Below are 14,656 nucleotides of genomic sequence, written 5' to 3'. Positions count from 1 at the left end.
GCGGTGCGCGCGGTGTTGTCACGGTCTTCGTCGGCCACGCTACAGCCTCAGCGTGTGCCCCCGGTCCGGGACGGGCTGTCAGGACCGGTACGAGACGGACCGGTCATGAAACCCTCACTCCGTACTGTCGTGCAAATTCCGTGTACCGGCAGTACGTCCCCTGTAACGCTTCCGCGACGCTTCATTCGCGTACGGTCACGGAACGGGCACCGCGCTTGACGTGTCAGTGGCCTGGGGCAGACTTGGCCGGGAATGGTGCACCGGATCCACGACGGGCCGGTCACCGACGGCGGAGCCGAAGAGGCTACGGGGGAAGCGGAACATGAGCCAGCACGGCGCACAGGGCCGAGGTGCGGGGCGGGCGCTCGCCGGCGGACGTTACCAACTGCGGGACCTGCTCGGCCAGGGCGGCATGGCCTCGGTCCACCTCGCCTACGACAGCGTGCTCGACCGCCAGGTCGCCATCAAGACGTTGCACACGGAACTCGGCCGGGAACAGGCCTTCCGTGAGCGCTTCCGCCGCGAGGCCCAGTCCGTGGCGAAGCTCACGCACACCAACATCGTCTCGGTCTTCGACACCGGCGAGGACGACGTGGACGGCATGACGACGCCGTACATCGTCATGGAGTACGTCGAGGGCCGCCCGCTGGGGTCCGTGCTCGACGAGGACGTGCGGCAGCAGGGCGCGATGCCCGCCGACAAGGCACTGAGGATCACCGCGGACGTCCTGGCGGCCCTGGAGATCAGCCATGAGATGGGGCTGGTCCACCGCGACATCAAGCCGGGCAACGTGATGATGACCAAGCGCGGCGTGGTCAAGGTCATGGACTTCGGCATCGCCCGCGCCATGCAGTCCGGCGTGACGTCGATGACGCAGACCGGCATGGTCGTCGGCACCCCGCAGTACCTCTCCCCGGAGCAGGCGCTCGGCCGGGGCGTGGACGCCCGCTCCGACCTGTACTCGGTCGGCATCATGCTGTTCCAGCTGGTCACCGGGCGGCTGCCGTTCGACGCGGACTCGCCGCTGGCCATCGCGTACGCGCACGTGCAGGAGGAGCCGCCGGTCGCGTCCTCGGTCAACCGTTCGCTGCCGCCGGCCGTGGACGCGCTGATCGCCCGCGCACTGAGGAAGAATCCGAACGAGCGTTTCCCCAGCGCGGAGTCCATGCGCGGGGAGTGCCTGCGGGTGGCACAGTCCTTCCACGCGGCCCCGCCGAGCATCGTCCCCGGTGCGCAGGCGCAGAGCGGCGCGGGCGTCGGTTCCGCGGTGTTCCCGCCGGTCGACCAGGCGGCCCCGGCGCCCACCGGCGGCGTGCGGACGCCGTACCAGCCGGCGCCCCACCCCTACGGCACCCCGGCACCGCCCGCGCCCTCCCCGGCGTACGGCTATCCGCAGCAGGGCGGCTACCAGGCGCCCGCCCCGTCGCCGTACGCGCCGCAGCCGGGGCCGCAGACCCCGCCGCCGTACGACATCACGCCCCAGGCGTCCGCTCCGGTCGGCTCCGGCGGCGGCCGGAACAAGCCGGTGGTCATCGGATCGGTCGTCGTCTCGCTCGTCGCCGTCGGCGGCCTGGTCGCGACGCTGCTGATGAACGGCGGCGAGGGGGATCCGCAGGCCGGCGGCGCTTCGGCGTCGACGTCGGCGACCAAGGCGGAGGGCTACCGCGGGCCGGACATGTCGAAGAAGATCGACAAGGAGAAGTGCGAGGAGCCGGAGGAGTCGTACAACGACCCCGACATGGTCCGGATGCCGAACTTCCAGTACAAGTACATCGGGTCCGTGAAGGAGTGCTTCCAGGCCGCAGGCTGGAGCGACATCAAGATCCTCAAGGTGGACGAGAACACCTACGGCGAGGGCTCCGTCCGGGAGCAGTACCCGCCGGCGGGCACGGACGTCGACCCCGAGAACATGCCTGAGATCACACTCAAGGTCTCCACGGGCAACCCTCCGTCCTGATCCCGGCCGCACACGACACGGCGAAGGGGCCCGGCATCGGCTGCCGGGCCCCTTCGTGTCGCTCTTCTCGTTCGGGCGGGGGCGGTGGGCGGTTACAGGTACGGGCCGCCCGAGCGGCCGCCCGGGTGCGGGTCGTCCGGGCCGTCGCCGACACCCGGCGGGAGGGCACGGCGCATCTGCTCCAACTGGGCGCGCGCGGCCATCTGCTGGGCGAACAAGGTGGTCTGGATGCCATGGAACAGGCCCTCCAGCCAGCCCACCAGCTGGGCCTGCGCGATCCGCAGTTCGGCGTCGCTCGGGGTGGTCTCGTCCGTGAAGGGCAGGGAGAGCCGCTCCAGCTCCTCGACCAGTTCCGGGGCCAGGCCGTCCTCCAGCTCCTTCACCGAACTGGCGTGGATCTCCTTGAGACGGACCCGGCTGGCCTCGTCCAGGGGAGCCGCGCGCACCTCCTCCAGCAGCTGCTTGATCATGCTGCCGATCCGCATGACCTTCGCCGGCTGCTCCACCTGCTCCGTGAGCGGGGTCTCACGGGAGTCCTCGTCCCCGGTGCCGCCGCCGAGCGCCATGCCGTCCTGGCCGACGACCAGGATCTGCGGATTCTCCGGTGATCGTTCGTTCCTCGGCATCTCCATGCCGCCATTGTCGCGCACGCCCGTCCCCCGCTCGGGCGGTGCCCCCGGAAGCGGGGATCTTCCGGGGGGTCCACCCGACGGCCGCATCCGGAATGCCGGGAGCATCCGGGAATGACAGGCTGTTGGGTGTCCATCCGGCCCATCTTGCCGACGGTGCGACCGAGCACCGGTCGGCGCGGGAGGTCACGGTCGTGACTCCATGGCTGCGTGCAGCGGGGGCGACGGTCGTTCTGGTCGCGGGGGCGGCGGTGATGCCGTACGGCCCTGTCGCCGCGCCCCTCGGCCCTGTCGCCGCGCCCCTCGGCCCTGTCGCCGCGCCCCTCGGCGCGGGGGCGGCGTACGGGATCGGCGGCACCGTCCCCGCGTCCCCACCCCCGTCCTCCTCACCCTCGTCGACGCCCTCGGCGTCGCCCCCTCCGCACTCCTCGCCGCACTCCGGGAAGCCGTCGCGAGCCGGGGACCGGCCGGACGAGGACCACGACCGGCCGAAGCGGCACGAGGCGGCCGAGCGGGAGTCACGGGAGCGGAAGCACGGCGACCGGGACGGGGCGGACGGCGGGGACGAAGACGCCGTATCGCGGAGGCACGGGCACGCCGGGGACGTGAACGACCGGCCCGACGCGGTCGGCGTGCCGCGCCCAGGGGACGCCGACGCCGGGTCCCGGGCGCCCGGCGGGGACGACACCGTCCCGCGGACGCCGACGTCACCGGCGGCGGTCCCGGCGCCCTCCGCGACCTCGCGGGCGGCGGAACCGGACACGACCGCCTCCACCGGGCCCGCCCTGCGCATCCTGCCGCTCGGCAGCGGGCTGATGCTCATCGGACTCGGCTTCGGCCTCGCTGTCGTGGCCCTGCGCATGCGCCAGGGGCGCGGCACGTCCTGAGCCGGACGGAACCCTGCCGGGAGCCTCCTGAGGGGCCACCGGGACACGCGCACGGCGGCGCGTCCCCGGCGGGCCGGAAGCGGGGACGGGCCCCACCCCGGCCCGCCGGACTCAGGCCGGCGTGACCAGCAGGACCTTGCCGATGTGGCCGCTCTCCTCCACCACCCGGTGGGCGGTGGACGCGTCCGGCATCGGAATCTCACGGTCGATGACGGGACGGACCCGGCCGCCGGCGACGAGCGGCCAGACGTGTTCGCGTACGGCCGCCACGATCGCCGCCTTCTCCTCCAGGGGGCGGGCCCGCAGCGAGGTCGCGCTGATGGCGGCGCGCTTGGCGAGGAGGGCGCCGATGTCCAGCTCCCCCTTCGTACCGCCCTGCATGCCGATGACGGCGAGCCGGCCGTTGACGGCGAGGGCCTGGACGTTGCGGTCCAGGTACTTGGCGCCCATGTTGTCGAGGATGACGTCCGCGCCGGCGCCGTCGGTGGCCTTCCTCAGCTCGGCGACGAAGTCCTGCTCGCGGTAGTTGACCAGGATGTCGGCGCCGAGTTCGGCGCAGCGCTCCAGCTTCTCCGTGGTGCCGGCGGTGACGGCTACCCGCGCGCCGACGGCCTTGGCGAGCTGGATCGCCATGGTGCCGATGCCGCTGGAACCCCCGTGCACGAGGAGGGTCTCGCCGGGGCGGAGGTGGGCGACCATGAAGACGTTGGACCAGACCGTGCAGACGACCTCCGGCAGCGCGGCCGCCTGGTCGACGGTGAGCCCCTGGGGGACGGGCAGCAGCTGCCCGGCCGGGACGGCGACCTTCTCCGCGTAGCCGCCGCCGGCGAGCAGCGCGCAGACCTCGTCGCCGACGGCCCATCCGCTGACCCCGTCACCGAGCGCGGCGATCCGTCCGGAGCATTCGAGACCGGGGTGGGGGGAGGCGCCGGGCGGGGGGTCGTAGAAGCCCTGCCGCTGGAGGATGTCGGCCCGGTTGACGGCACCGGCCACCACCTCGACCAGGACCTCGCCGGGGCCGGCCACGGGGTCGGGGACCTCGTCCCACACCAGCGCCTCGGGCCCACCGGGTTCGGGAATCGTGATCGCATACATGAGGGGGACGGTACTCCGGAGCGGGAGTGCGTGCCGGACCGAGCCGTTCGGAAATCCGTGTGCGGGAGCGATGAGTCTGCGCGACCGTGAAGGTCTGTCCATGCGTAGCCCAAGCATGCGGAAGGACCCGAAGCATGAGCGCGCAGACGTCCGGCCCGGCGATCGAGACCGTCGGCCTGGTCAAGACATTCGGTGAGACACGGGCCGTCGACGGCGTCGATCTCGTCGTACCGGCCGGCACGGTGTACGGGGTCCTCGGACCGAACGGCGCCGGCAAGACCACCACCGTGAAGATGCTCGCCACCCTCCTACGGCCCGACGGCGGCGAGGCCCATGTCTTCGGCCACGACATCGTGCGCGAGGCCGACGAGGTGCGTGGCCGGGTGAGCCTCACCGGCCAGTACGCGTCCGTGGACGAGGACCTCACCGGCACCGAGAACCTGGTCCTGCTGGGCCGGCTCCTCGGCCACCGCAAGCCCGCCGCCCGTACCCGCGCCGCCCAGCTGCTCGAGGCCTTCGGCCTCACGGACGCGGCCGGGAAGCAGGTCAAGCACTACTCGGGCGGCATGCGGCGCCGCATCGACATCGCCGCGTCCATCCTCAACACCCCCGACCTGCTCTTCCTCGACGAACCGACGACCGGCCTGGACCCCCGCAGCCGCAACCAGGTGTGGGACATCGTGCGCGCGGTCGTCGCCCAGGGCACGACGGTGCTGCTGACCACGCAGTACCTGGACGAGGCCGACCAACTGGCGTCCCGGATCGCCGTCATCGACCGCGGCAAGGTGATCGCCGAGGGCACCAAGGGCGAACTGAAGGCGTCCGTCGGCGCCGGAACCGTCCACCTGCGGCTGCGGGACCCGCAGCAGCGTCCGCTCGCCGCCGACCTGCTGCACCGCGCCCTCGACGCGCGGGTGCAGCCCGAACCCGACCCGGTGGCGCTGACCGCCCGCCTCACCACTGCCACGAGCCACGACACGGCCGCCGAGCAGGCCGCCCGCGCGCTGAGCGAACTGACCCGCTCCGGCGTCACCGTCGACGACTTCTCGCTCGGCCAGCCCAGCCTGGACGAGGTGTTCCTCGCCCTCACCGGCCACGACACGCACGCATCCGACCAGGACCACTCCCACGGCCCGAAGGACGAGGTGGCGGCATGAGCACCACGACGACCACCGAGAGCGCCGAACTCGCCCCGGTGCACACCGACTCCCTCACCGAACTGCTCGTGACGAAGGAGCGTCCGCCGCGGCCCAGTGCGTGGTCGGCCTCGCTGACCTTCGGCTGGCGGGCGATTCTGAAGATCAAGCATGTGCCGGAGCAGCTGTTCGACGTGACGGCTTTCCCGATCATGATGGTGCTGATGTACACGTACCTGTTCGGCGGGGCGCTGGCCGGCTCGCCGAAGGAGTACATCCAGTTCCTGCTGCCGGGGATCCTGGTGATGTCGGTCGTGATGATCACCATGTACACCGGCGTCTCGGTCAACACGGACATCGAGAAGGGCGTCTTCGACCGGTTCCGCAGCCTGCCGATCTGGCGGCCGTCGACGATGGTCGGCTACCTGCTCGGCGACGCCCTGCGCTACACCATCGCGTCCGTCGTGATGCTGACCGTCGGCTTGGTCCTCGGCTACCGCGCCGACGGCGGAGTGGTCGGAGTGCTCGCCGGGATCGCGCTGCTGGTGCTGTTCTCGTTCGCCTTCTCGTGGATCTGGACCATGTTCGGGCTGATGCTGCGCACCGAGAAGTCGGTGATGGGCGTCAGCATGATGGTGATCTTCCCGCTCACCTTCCTGTCCAACGTCTTCGTCGACCCGCGCACCATGCCGGGCTGGCTCCAGGCGTTCGTCAACAACAGCCCCGTCACCCACTTGGCGTCCGCCGTGCGCGGACTGATGGCGGGTGACTGGCCGGCCGACGAGATCGCCTGGACGCTGGGCTGGTCCGGTCTGTTCGTGGTGGTCTTCGGTCCGGTCACGATGCGGCTCTACAACAGGAAATAGACGACACCGGAAGGGCAGCGGCCTCGGGAAGGGGCGACTTCGGGAAGAAGGCGGCCTCAGGGAGGAGGCGGCCTCAGGGAGGAGACGGCCCCGGGAAGAAGGCGACCCCGGGAAGAAAGCGACCCCGGGAAGGAGACGGCCCCGGGAAGGAGACGGCCCCGGGAAGAAGGCGACCCCGGGAAGAAAGCGACCCCGGGAAGGAGACGGCCCCGGGAAGGAGACGGCCCCGGGAAGAAGGCGACCCCGGGAAGAAGGCGACCCCGGGAAGAAGGCGACCCCGGGAAGAAGGCGGCCCCGGGAAGGAGACGGCGGGCTCAGCCGCGGAACGGCCGGACGTCGGGCGCGATCTGCGTGCCCGGCGTCGCCCGCACGATCGTGATCAACCGGTCCGTCAGCTCCAGCGTCCCGACGTCCTGATCGTCGTAGCCGAGCACCCGGTGTCCGCGTACGACGCTCACCACCAGGTCGCCGACCTCGCGGGGCACCTTGCCCACCTCCGCCTTTATGACCGGCCGCTCGACGATGTCGAGTCCGGAGCCCTGCTGGATGAGGTCCTCCATGACCATGCCGGCCGAAGGGCTGAGCACGGACAGGCCGAGCAGCCGTCCGGCCGCGCTGGCGCTGGTAATGACCGCGTCGGCGCCCGACTGCTTCAGCAGCGGGGCGTTCTCCTCCTCGCGCACCGCGGCCACGATCTTCGCGCCCCGGTTGAGCTGCCGTGCCGTCAGCGCCACGAGGACCGCCGTGTCGTCACGCTGCGTCGCGATGATGATCTGCCGGGCCCGCTGCACCTCGGCCCGCTTCAGCACCTCGCTGCGCGTGGCGTCCCCTATGACACCCGCGTAGCCGTCCGCTGTGGCCGCGTCGATCGCCTTCTCGCTGGGGTCGACGACCACGACCTGTTCCTTCCTGAGCCCGGTCGCGCAGACGGTCTTGATCGCGGACCTGCCCTTGGTGCCGAACCCGACGACGACGGTGTGATCGCGCAACGCGGACCTCCAGCGGTTCAGTCGCCACTCCTCCCGCGTGCGCTCGGTGAGGGCCTCGAGGGTGGTGCCGACCAGGATGATCAGGAACAGCACGCGCAGCGGCGTGATAACGAAAATGTTGGTGAGCCGGGCGCCGTCGCTGACCGGCGTGATGTCGCCGTACCCGGTGGTGGAGAGGGTGACGGTCGCGTAGTAGAACGCGTCGAGGAGATCGATGGCTCCGTCGGAGTTGTCGCTGTAGCCGTCGCGGTCGGCGTACACGATGAACGCCGTCGCCACCAGCACCACCAGGGCCCACGACAGCCGTTTGGCGACCTGGCGGACCGGGTGCTCCACCAGTTTCCTCGGGAGTTTCACCCGGTGGGTCACCAGGTGCTCGTCCGCCTGGCGAGCGATGACGTCCTGGCCCGGAAGTTTCACGTGAAACACACCCCGATTCCCCCGGACGCCCAGGGCAGGTCGAACAGTTCCGTCTCCTGGCCGGACCGTGCCCCGCCGGGAGGCACGACGGCGAGCGCGTCGGCCGCCGCGATGCCGCGCAGCATGGCCGGGCCGTTGTAGAGCAGCGGCAGCGCCCGATTGCCGCGCAGGGCGACGGGAACCAGCCGGGTGTCGTACGGGTGCCCCTGCACCCCGTCCCGCAGCGGCAGCGTGTACGGCTCGGGGGCGGGACGGGCCGCGAGGGTGCGCAGCAGGGGTTCGGCGAGGGTGAGCAGGCCGGACACGGCGGCGAGGGGGTTGCCGGGCAGGCCGACGAGGTACCGGCCGTCCTGGGTGCGGGCCAGGAGCATGGGGTGGCCGGGGCGCACCTTGACGCCGTCCACGAGGAGTTCGGCGCCGATGCGGCGCAGCGTGGGGTGCACATGGTCGACCGGGCCCGCGGCGGTACCGCCGGTGGTGACGACGACATCGGCGTCGGACGCCGTGATGGCCTCGTACAACGCCTGTTCGGTGTCGCCGATCCGGCGTACGGAGGCCACCTCCGCGCCGAGTGCGCGCAGCCAGGGCGGCAGCAGCGGGCCGAGCGCGTCCCGGATCAGCCCGTCGTGCGGCAGGCCCTCGCCGAGCAGTTCGTCGCCGAGGACGAACACGTCGGCGCGGGGGCGGGGGACGGCGGTGAGCGTGTCGTATCCGGCGGCGGCCGCCATGCCCAGGACGGGCGGGGTCACCGGGGTGCCCACGGGCAGCAGCTGGTCGCCGCTGCGGCACTCCTGGCCGCGGGGGCGGATGTCCTGGCCGTGGGTGACCGTGTGCGGTGGCCGGGCGGCGGCGGTGACGTGCAGCCGGCCCTTGTCGTCGGTGCGGCCGTGTTCGCTGCGGAGTACGGCGGTGGTGTCCGGGGGGATACGGGCGCCGGTGGCGATGCGGACGGCCTCGCCGTCGGTGAGCGGCGTGTGCGCGGCGTGCCCGGCGAGAACGCCCTCGTCCCGTACGGACCAGGGGCCGGGGCCGGACACCGCCCAGCCGTCCATCGCGGAGGTGTCGAAGGGTGGCAGGTCGGTGAGGGCGGTGAGGGGGGCGGCGAGGGTGAGGCCCAGGGCCGAGGCCAGAGGGACGGCGACCGGGGTCAGGCAGCCGGTGCGACTGCCGTGGCGCGGGGCGCGTTCGGCGATGGCGCGGGCGTCGGGCCAGGTGGTGGCGCCGGGGTGCGGGTGCGGATCCGGGTGCGGGTGGCGGGGGGCGTCCGTGGTGCCGCCGGGGTGCTTCCTCACGAGGGCGAGCGCCTCCTCGACGTCGAGGTCGTCGGCGTTCTTGTCGGTCCGGGCGGCGCGCGGGATCATCAGGCGTCCGGTCGGGTGTCGGGGGTTTCGGGGGTGGCGTCGAGGGTCTCCTCGTCGGCCCAGCGCAGGGCGAGTGCCGCGGCCTTGTGGGCCGCCTCGGCGACGGCCTCCCGGTCGCCGCCCGCCCGTGCGGCCGCGTAACCGACGAGGAAGGTGGTCAGCGGCGCGGCGGGTCGGGCCACCCCGTGGGCGGCGTCACGGGCGAGGTCGAGCAGTACGCCGGTGTCGACGTCCAGGTCGATGCCCAGCTCGTCCTTGACTGCGGAGATCCATTCGTCCAACACGTGTCCATGCTCCCTGATGCGTGCCCTGGCAGTGGCGATGTCGTCCCAGGTGTCGCAGTCGAAGGACGCCACCGGGTCGGAGGTACGGGTGAGGCCGAGCGAACCGGTCAGCCGGCGCAGGGGCAGTCCGGTCAGCTCGCCGTGCCGGCCGGTGAGTGCGGCCAGTCCGCGGCGCAGGGGTCCGGCCCGGTACGCGGCGACGAGCGGCTGGTCCCGGCCGTCGGAGTCGGTCAGCAGCACGCCGTCGGCGGCGCCGTGGCGCAGGGACGTCAGCAGCCCCCGCACCGTGCGGTACCCGAGGAACGGCAGGTCGGCGGAGACCACGAGGACCTGATCGGCCGTGGTGTGCCGGAGCCCGGCGGCGAGCGCGGCCAGGGGGCCGCCGCCGGGAGGTTCCTCACGGGCCCAGACCACGGGCCGCTCGGTAGGGCGGGGGTCGGCGACGACCACCGTGGTCCGGGCGTCGGCGCAGGCCGTGAGCACCCGGTCGAGCAGCGCCCGTCCGCCCACCCGCACCCCGGGCTTGTCCACGCCGCCGAGCCGCCGTGCGGCGCCACCGGCGAGCACGACGGCGTCGTACGCGGGGTCGGGGTCCTCGGCGGGGCCTCCGGAGGGACCTTCGGGAGGATCGCAGGAGGGACCGCCGGGTGGCTGATGCTCGGTCACCCTCCGAGTATGCGTGCCCCCCGCGAGCACAGGGAACGCGGGGGCACCGAGACGCGGTCGGGGGGACCGGCGACTCGAAACGGACTCACAGTGTCCGCAGCAGCACCGCCGGTTGTTCGACGCAGTCCGCCACGTACCGCAGGAAGCCCCCCGCGGTGCCACCGTCGCAGACCCGGTGGTCGAAGGTGAGCGAGAGCTGCACGACCTGCCGCACCGCCAGCTCGCCCTGGTGCACCCAGGGCCTGGGGACGATGCGGCCGACGCCGAGCATGGCGGCCTCGGGGTGGTTGATGATCGGTGTGGAACCGTCGACCCCGAACACGCCGTAGTTGTTCAACGTGAAGGTGCCGCCCGTGAGTTCCGCGGGCGTCAGCGTGCCGGACCGGGCCGCCCCGGTCAACCGGGCGAACTCGGCCGTGAGCGACTCGGCGTCTCGCGTGTGCGCGTCCCGGACGACGGGGACGACCAGCCCCCGGTCGGTCTGCGCGGCGAAGCCGAGGTGCACGTCCGTGTACCGGACGATCTCCCTGGCCCCGGTGTCCACCGAGGAGTTGAGCTCGGGGAAGCGGGCGAGTGCGGCGGTGCAGATCCGGGCCAACAGGGCAATGACGGATATTTTCGACCTGCCGGCCGCGTTCATCGCGGCCCGCGCGCGCATCAGTTCGGTCGCGTCGGCGTCCACCCAGCAGGTCGCGTCGGGAATCTCGGTGCGGCTGCGGGAGAGCTTGTCGGCGACGGTTCCGCGGATGCCCTTGAGGGGGACGCGGGTGACGCCCGGGAAGTCCGCGCCCGGTGCCGGCACGCTCGCCCGGTCGGTCCGCGGACCCGGCTCGCCGGCCGCCGTGCCCGTACGGCCCCGGGCGGCCGCGGCGCGCAGGGCGTACTCCACATCGGCGCGGAGGATCAGCCCCTCGGGTCCGGAGCCGGTCATCTCCCGCAGGTCCAGGCCGTTCTGCCGGGCCAGCCTGCGCACCAGGGGCGAGATCACGGGGACGGGGCCGTCCGCCGCGCCCGGGGCCCGGGTCCGTGCGGCGGCGGACCTCGCTGCCCTGACCTGCCCGTTCACTGCGGAAGCGGCGGGTGCGACTGGAGCGGCTGGAGCGGTGGGTGTGGCGGAAGCGGTGGGTGTGGCAGAGGTCTCGGGGGGCGCCTGTGGCGGACGGACGCGGCGGCGCCGGGCCGGTGCCGCCGCGGTGCCGTAGCCGACCAGGACGTTGCCGGAGCCCTCGGTGGCCGGGGCCCGGCCGCGCGCGTCCCCGGATTCGGCGGGACCCGTGTCCCCGGCCGGGCCGTCGTCGGCCGGCCCGCCCACCGCCACCGTCAGCAGCGGGGCGCCGACCGGCAGTTCGGTGCCCTCCGCACCGAAACGGGCCGTGACGACACCGCTGTACGGACAGGGCACGTCCACCATCGCCTTGGCCGTCTCGACCTCGACGACCGGCTGGTCCACGGCGACGACGTCACCGACCTCGACCAGCCAGCGCACGATCTCCGCCCCGGTGAGCCCCTCCCCGAGGTCGGGCAGCTTGAACTCCAGCACCTGTGCCATCAGCTCTCGGCCTCCCACTGCAGACGCCCCACGGCGTCCAGGATCCGGTCCACGCCGGGCAGGTGGTGGCGCTCCAGCATCGGCGGCGGGTACGGCAGGTCGAACCCGGCCACCCGCAGCACCGGCGCCTCCAGGTGGTGGAAGCAGCGCTCCGTGACCCGGGCCGCGATCTCCCCGCCCGGGCCGCCGAAGCCACCCGACTCGTGGACGACGACCGCGCGTCCCGTCCGCCGTACCGAGGCGCACACCGTCTCGTCGTCGAACGGCACCAGGGAGCGCAGATCGACCACTTCGAGGTCCCAGCCCTCGGCCCGGGCCGCCTCGGCCGCCTCCGTGCAGACGGGCAGCGACGGCCCGTACGTGACGAGCGTGGCGCTCCGCCCCGAGCGCCGCACCACCGCACGGCCTATCGGTTCAACGGCCGTCGGCTCCTCGGGGTTCCAGGCGTCCTTCGACCAGTAGAGCCGCTTGGGCTCCAGGAAGACGACCGGGTCGTCGGAGGCGATGGCGGCGCGCAGCAGCCCGTAGGCGTCGGCGACGGTGGCGGGCGTGACGACGTGGAGCCCCGGAGTCGCCATGTAGTACGCCTCGGAGGAGTCGCTGTGGTGCTCGACACCGCCGATGCCGCCGCCGTAGGGGACGCGGACGGTGAGCGGCAGGGGCATCCTCCCGCGCGTGCGGTTGCGCGCCTTCGCGACGTGCGAGACGAGCTGCTCGAACGCCGGGTAGGCGAACGCGTCGAACTGCATCTCCACGACCGGGCGCAGTCCGTACATGGCCATGCCGACGGCCGTGCCGAGAATGCCCGCCTCGGCCAGCGGGGTGTCCGTGCAGCGGTCCGCGCCGAACTCCTCGGCGAGCCCGTCGGTGACCCGGAAGACACCGCCGAGGGTGCCGACGTCCTCGCCCATGACGTGCACGGACGGGTCGGCTGCCATGGCGTCGCGCATGGCGCGCGTGAGGGCCTGCGCCATGGTGGCCGGCTTGACGGCGACGGTGGTCATCGCTGTGCCCCTTCCGACTCGGCCTCGGCCGCCAGCTCGGCCCGCAGCTGCTCCCGCTGCTCGATGAGCTGGGGAGTGGGTTCGGCGTAGACGTGGGCGAAGAGGTCCATGGGGTCCAGTGCCGGGTTCTCGTTCATGCGGGCGCGCAGGGAGGCGGCCAGGGTCTCGGCGTCCTGGCGGGCGGCCTCGACGCCGGCCTCGTCGAGCAGGCCGCGCCCGGTCAGCTCGCGCTCCAGCAGGGCGATCGGGTCGTGCTGCTTCCAGGTCTCGACCTCGGCGTCGCCGCGGTAGCGGGTGGCGTCGTCGGCGTTGGTGTGGGCCTCCACTCGGTACGTGACCGCCTCGACCAGGGTCGGGCCGCCGGCCGCGCGGGCGCGGCGTACGGCGTCGGCGAGGACCTCGTGCACGGCGGCGGCGTCGTTGCCGTCCACCAGGCGGCCGGGCATGCCGTAGCCGACGGCCTTGTGGGCCAGCGACGGGGCCGCGGTCTGCTTGGCGAGCGGTACGGAGATCGCGAAGCCGTTGTTCTGGACGAGGAAGACCACCGGGGCCTGCCACACGGCCGCGAAGTTCAGCGCCTCGTGGAAGTCGCCCTCGCTGGTGCCGCCGTCGCCGACCATGGCGAGCGCGACCACGTCGTCGCCCTTGAGACGGGCCGCGTGCGCCAGCCCGACGGCGTGCGGCAGCTGGGTGGCGAGCGGGGTGCTCAGCGGGGCCACGCGGTGCTCATGGGGGTCGTAGCCGGTGTGCCAGTCGCCGCGCAGCAGGGTGAGGGCCTCGACGGGGTCCACCCCGCGCGCGACGACGGCGAGAGTGTCGCGGTAGCTCGGGAAGAGCCAGTCGCGCTCCTCGAGGACGAGCGCGGCGGCGACCTCGCAGGCCTCCTGGCCGGTGCTGGAGGGGTAGACCGCGAGACGGCCCTGCTTGGTGAGGGCGGTGGCCTGCGCGTTGTAGCGGCGGCCCCTCACCAGCTCCGCATACAGCCGGCGCAGCAGCTCCGGGTCGGCCCCGGCGGCCGTCTCGGTGCCGAGCACGCGGTACGGCTCCGCGTCGGGCAGCAGCGGCGCGGGGTCGGTACGGGGCTGCCAGGCGGGCGGCGGGGCCGGCCGGTAGGCCCCCCGCTGCTCCATGACCGTCATGACGGCACCTCCTCGTGGGATGTCGGAGGCGCGGCGTCTGTGACGCGCCTCACCAACCGATTGTTCGGTCGCCGACGCATTTTGGCTACGGGTGGCACCAGGCTGTGGACAAACGGTTCTCCACATCCTGGGATGGGTGCAGGACGTCCACGGCGGAGAGGTGGGGGCGGGTGGCATCTGAACAAATGGCCGAGGGCCAGGAGGAGAGCGGTCCGCTCGCTCCCGCGCGCCCCCTGGACGCCATCGACCAGGACATCCTGCGGATGCTCCAGGCGGACGGCCGCGCGTCCATACGCTCGGTCGCCGAGCGGGTCCACGTCTCCCGCGCGAACGCGTACGCGCGGATCGGCCGACTGGTCGAGGACGGTGTCATCCGCGGTTTCGGGGCCCGCGTCAACCATGAGCGGGCCGGTCACGGGACGTCCGCGTACATCACCCTGAAGATCGTCCAGAACAGCTGGCGCACGGTCCGCGAGCAGCTCCGGCAGCTTCCGGGCGCCTCGCACATCGCGCTGGTGGGAGGCGACTTCGACGTGCTGCTGCTGGTGCACACCCCCGACAACCGGGCGCTGCGCGAACTGGTGCTCACCCGGCTCCAGGCGATCCCCGAGGTGCTGAGCACGCGCACCCTGCTGGTGTTCGAGGAGGAGGACCTGGAGCCGCAGGGGTGAGGA

13 protein-coding genes are annotated in these 14,656 nt (G+C 72.8%); 5 read left to right on the top strand and 8 right to left on the bottom strand.

Features of this window, described 5'->3' with window-relative positions:
* The first annotated feature begins 322 nt into the window (after positions 1–322).
* A complete protein-coding gene (locus KYY02_RS16365) occupies positions 323–1,957 on the top strand; it encodes a protein kinase domain-containing protein (protein WP_371238684.1) in 1,635 nt (544 codons plus the stop codon).
* 92 nt (positions 1,958–2,049) lie between these two features.
* On the opposite strand, the gene KYY02_RS16360 is transcribed toward KYY02_RS16365, so the two are convergent.
* Entirely contained in the window at positions 2,050–2,589 is a 540-nt protein-coding gene (locus tag KYY02_RS16360) for a bacterial proteasome activator family protein (RefSeq protein ID WP_371238683.1), read from the bottom strand.
* 191 nt (positions 2,590–2,780) lie between these two features.
* Here KYY02_RS16360 and KYY02_RS16355 point away from each other — a divergent pair, with 191 nt between their 5' ends.
* On the top strand, positions 2,781–3,473 hold the full coding sequence (locus KYY02_RS16355) for a hypothetical protein (RefSeq protein ID WP_371238682.1): 693 nt from the start codon (positions 2,781–2,783) through the stop codon (positions 3,471–3,473).
* A gap of 111 nt (positions 3,474–3,584) precedes the next feature.
* Here KYY02_RS16355 and KYY02_RS16350 read toward each other — a convergent pair whose 3' ends face one another.
* The gene (locus KYY02_RS16350) at positions 3,585–4,568 is read right to left on the bottom strand and encodes an NAD(P)H-quinone oxidoreductase (RefSeq protein WP_371238681.1); all 984 of its coding nucleotides are present in this window, start codon (positions 4,566–4,568) and stop codon (positions 3,585–3,587) included.
* Positions 4,569–4,702: 134 nt separating this feature from the next.
* Here KYY02_RS16350 and KYY02_RS16345 point away from each other — a divergent pair, with 134 nt between their 5' ends.
* Positions 4,703–5,725, top strand: coding sequence for an ATP-binding cassette domain-containing protein (locus tag KYY02_RS16345; protein WP_371238680.1), 1,023 nt, complete (start codon positions 4,703–4,705; stop codon positions 5,723–5,725).
* Positions 5,722–6,570, top strand: a complete 849-nt coding sequence (locus KYY02_RS16340) for an ABC transporter permease (protein WP_371238679.1) — start codon at positions 5,722–5,724, stop codon at positions 6,568–6,570. The genes KYY02_RS16345 and KYY02_RS16340 overlap by 4 nt, the downstream gene beginning before the upstream one ends.
* 314 nt (positions 6,571–6,884) lie before the next feature.
* Here the strand turns inward: KYY02_RS16340 and KYY02_RS16335 are convergent, their stop codons facing one another.
* The 6 genes from KYY02_RS16335 to pdhA form a co-directional block, all read right to left on the bottom strand.
* Positions 6,885–7,979 (bottom strand): potassium channel family protein, encoded by a 1,095-nt coding sequence (locus KYY02_RS16335; RefSeq protein ID WP_371238678.1) that lies wholly within the window; start codon positions 7,977–7,979, stop codon positions 6,885–6,887.
* On the bottom strand, positions 7,976–9,340 hold the full coding sequence (locus KYY02_RS16330) for a molybdopterin molybdotransferase MoeA (protein ID WP_371238677.1): 1,365 nt from the start codon (positions 9,338–9,340) through the stop codon (positions 7,976–7,978). The genes KYY02_RS16335 and KYY02_RS16330 overlap by 4 nt, the downstream gene beginning before the upstream one ends.
* The gene (locus KYY02_RS16325; protein WP_371238676.1) at positions 9,340–10,290 is read right to left on the bottom strand and encodes an NTP transferase domain-containing protein; all 951 of its coding nucleotides are present in this window, start codon (positions 10,288–10,290) and stop codon (positions 9,340–9,342) included. Before KYY02_RS16325 ends, KYY02_RS16330 begins: the two co-directional genes overlap by 1 nt.
* 85 nt (positions 10,291–10,375) lie before the next feature.
* Positions 10,376–11,839, bottom strand: coding sequence for a dihydrolipoamide acetyltransferase family protein (locus tag KYY02_RS16320; RefSeq protein WP_371238675.1), 1,464 nt, complete (start codon positions 11,837–11,839; stop codon positions 10,376–10,378).
* Positions 11,839–12,843 (bottom strand): alpha-ketoacid dehydrogenase subunit beta, encoded by a 1,005-nt coding sequence (locus KYY02_RS16315; RefSeq protein ID WP_371238674.1) that lies wholly within the window; start codon positions 12,841–12,843, stop codon positions 11,839–11,841. Before KYY02_RS16315 ends, KYY02_RS16320 begins: the two co-directional genes overlap by 1 nt.
* The gene (gene pdhA, locus KYY02_RS16310; RefSeq protein ID WP_371238673.1) at positions 12,840–13,982 is read right to left on the bottom strand and encodes a pyruvate dehydrogenase (acetyl-transferring) E1 component subunit alpha; all 1,143 of its coding nucleotides are present in this window, start codon (positions 13,980–13,982) and stop codon (positions 12,840–12,842) included. The genes KYY02_RS16315 and pdhA overlap by 4 nt, the downstream gene beginning before the upstream one ends.
* 185 nt (positions 13,983–14,167) lie before the next feature.
* Here pdhA and KYY02_RS16305 point away from each other — a divergent pair, with 185 nt between their 5' ends.
* Positions 14,168–14,653, top strand: coding sequence for an Lrp/AsnC family transcriptional regulator (locus KYY02_RS16305; RefSeq protein ID WP_371238750.1), 486 nt, complete (start codon positions 14,168–14,170; stop codon positions 14,651–14,653).
* Positions 14,654–14,656: the final 3 nt, after the last annotated feature.

The organism is Streptomyces pimonensis (genome assembly GCF_041380215.1).
GTDB lineage: Bacteria > Actinomycetota > Actinomycetes > Streptomycetales > Streptomycetaceae > Streptomyces > Streptomyces pimonensis.
This window is presented reverse-complemented; position numbering and strand designations above follow the sequence as displayed.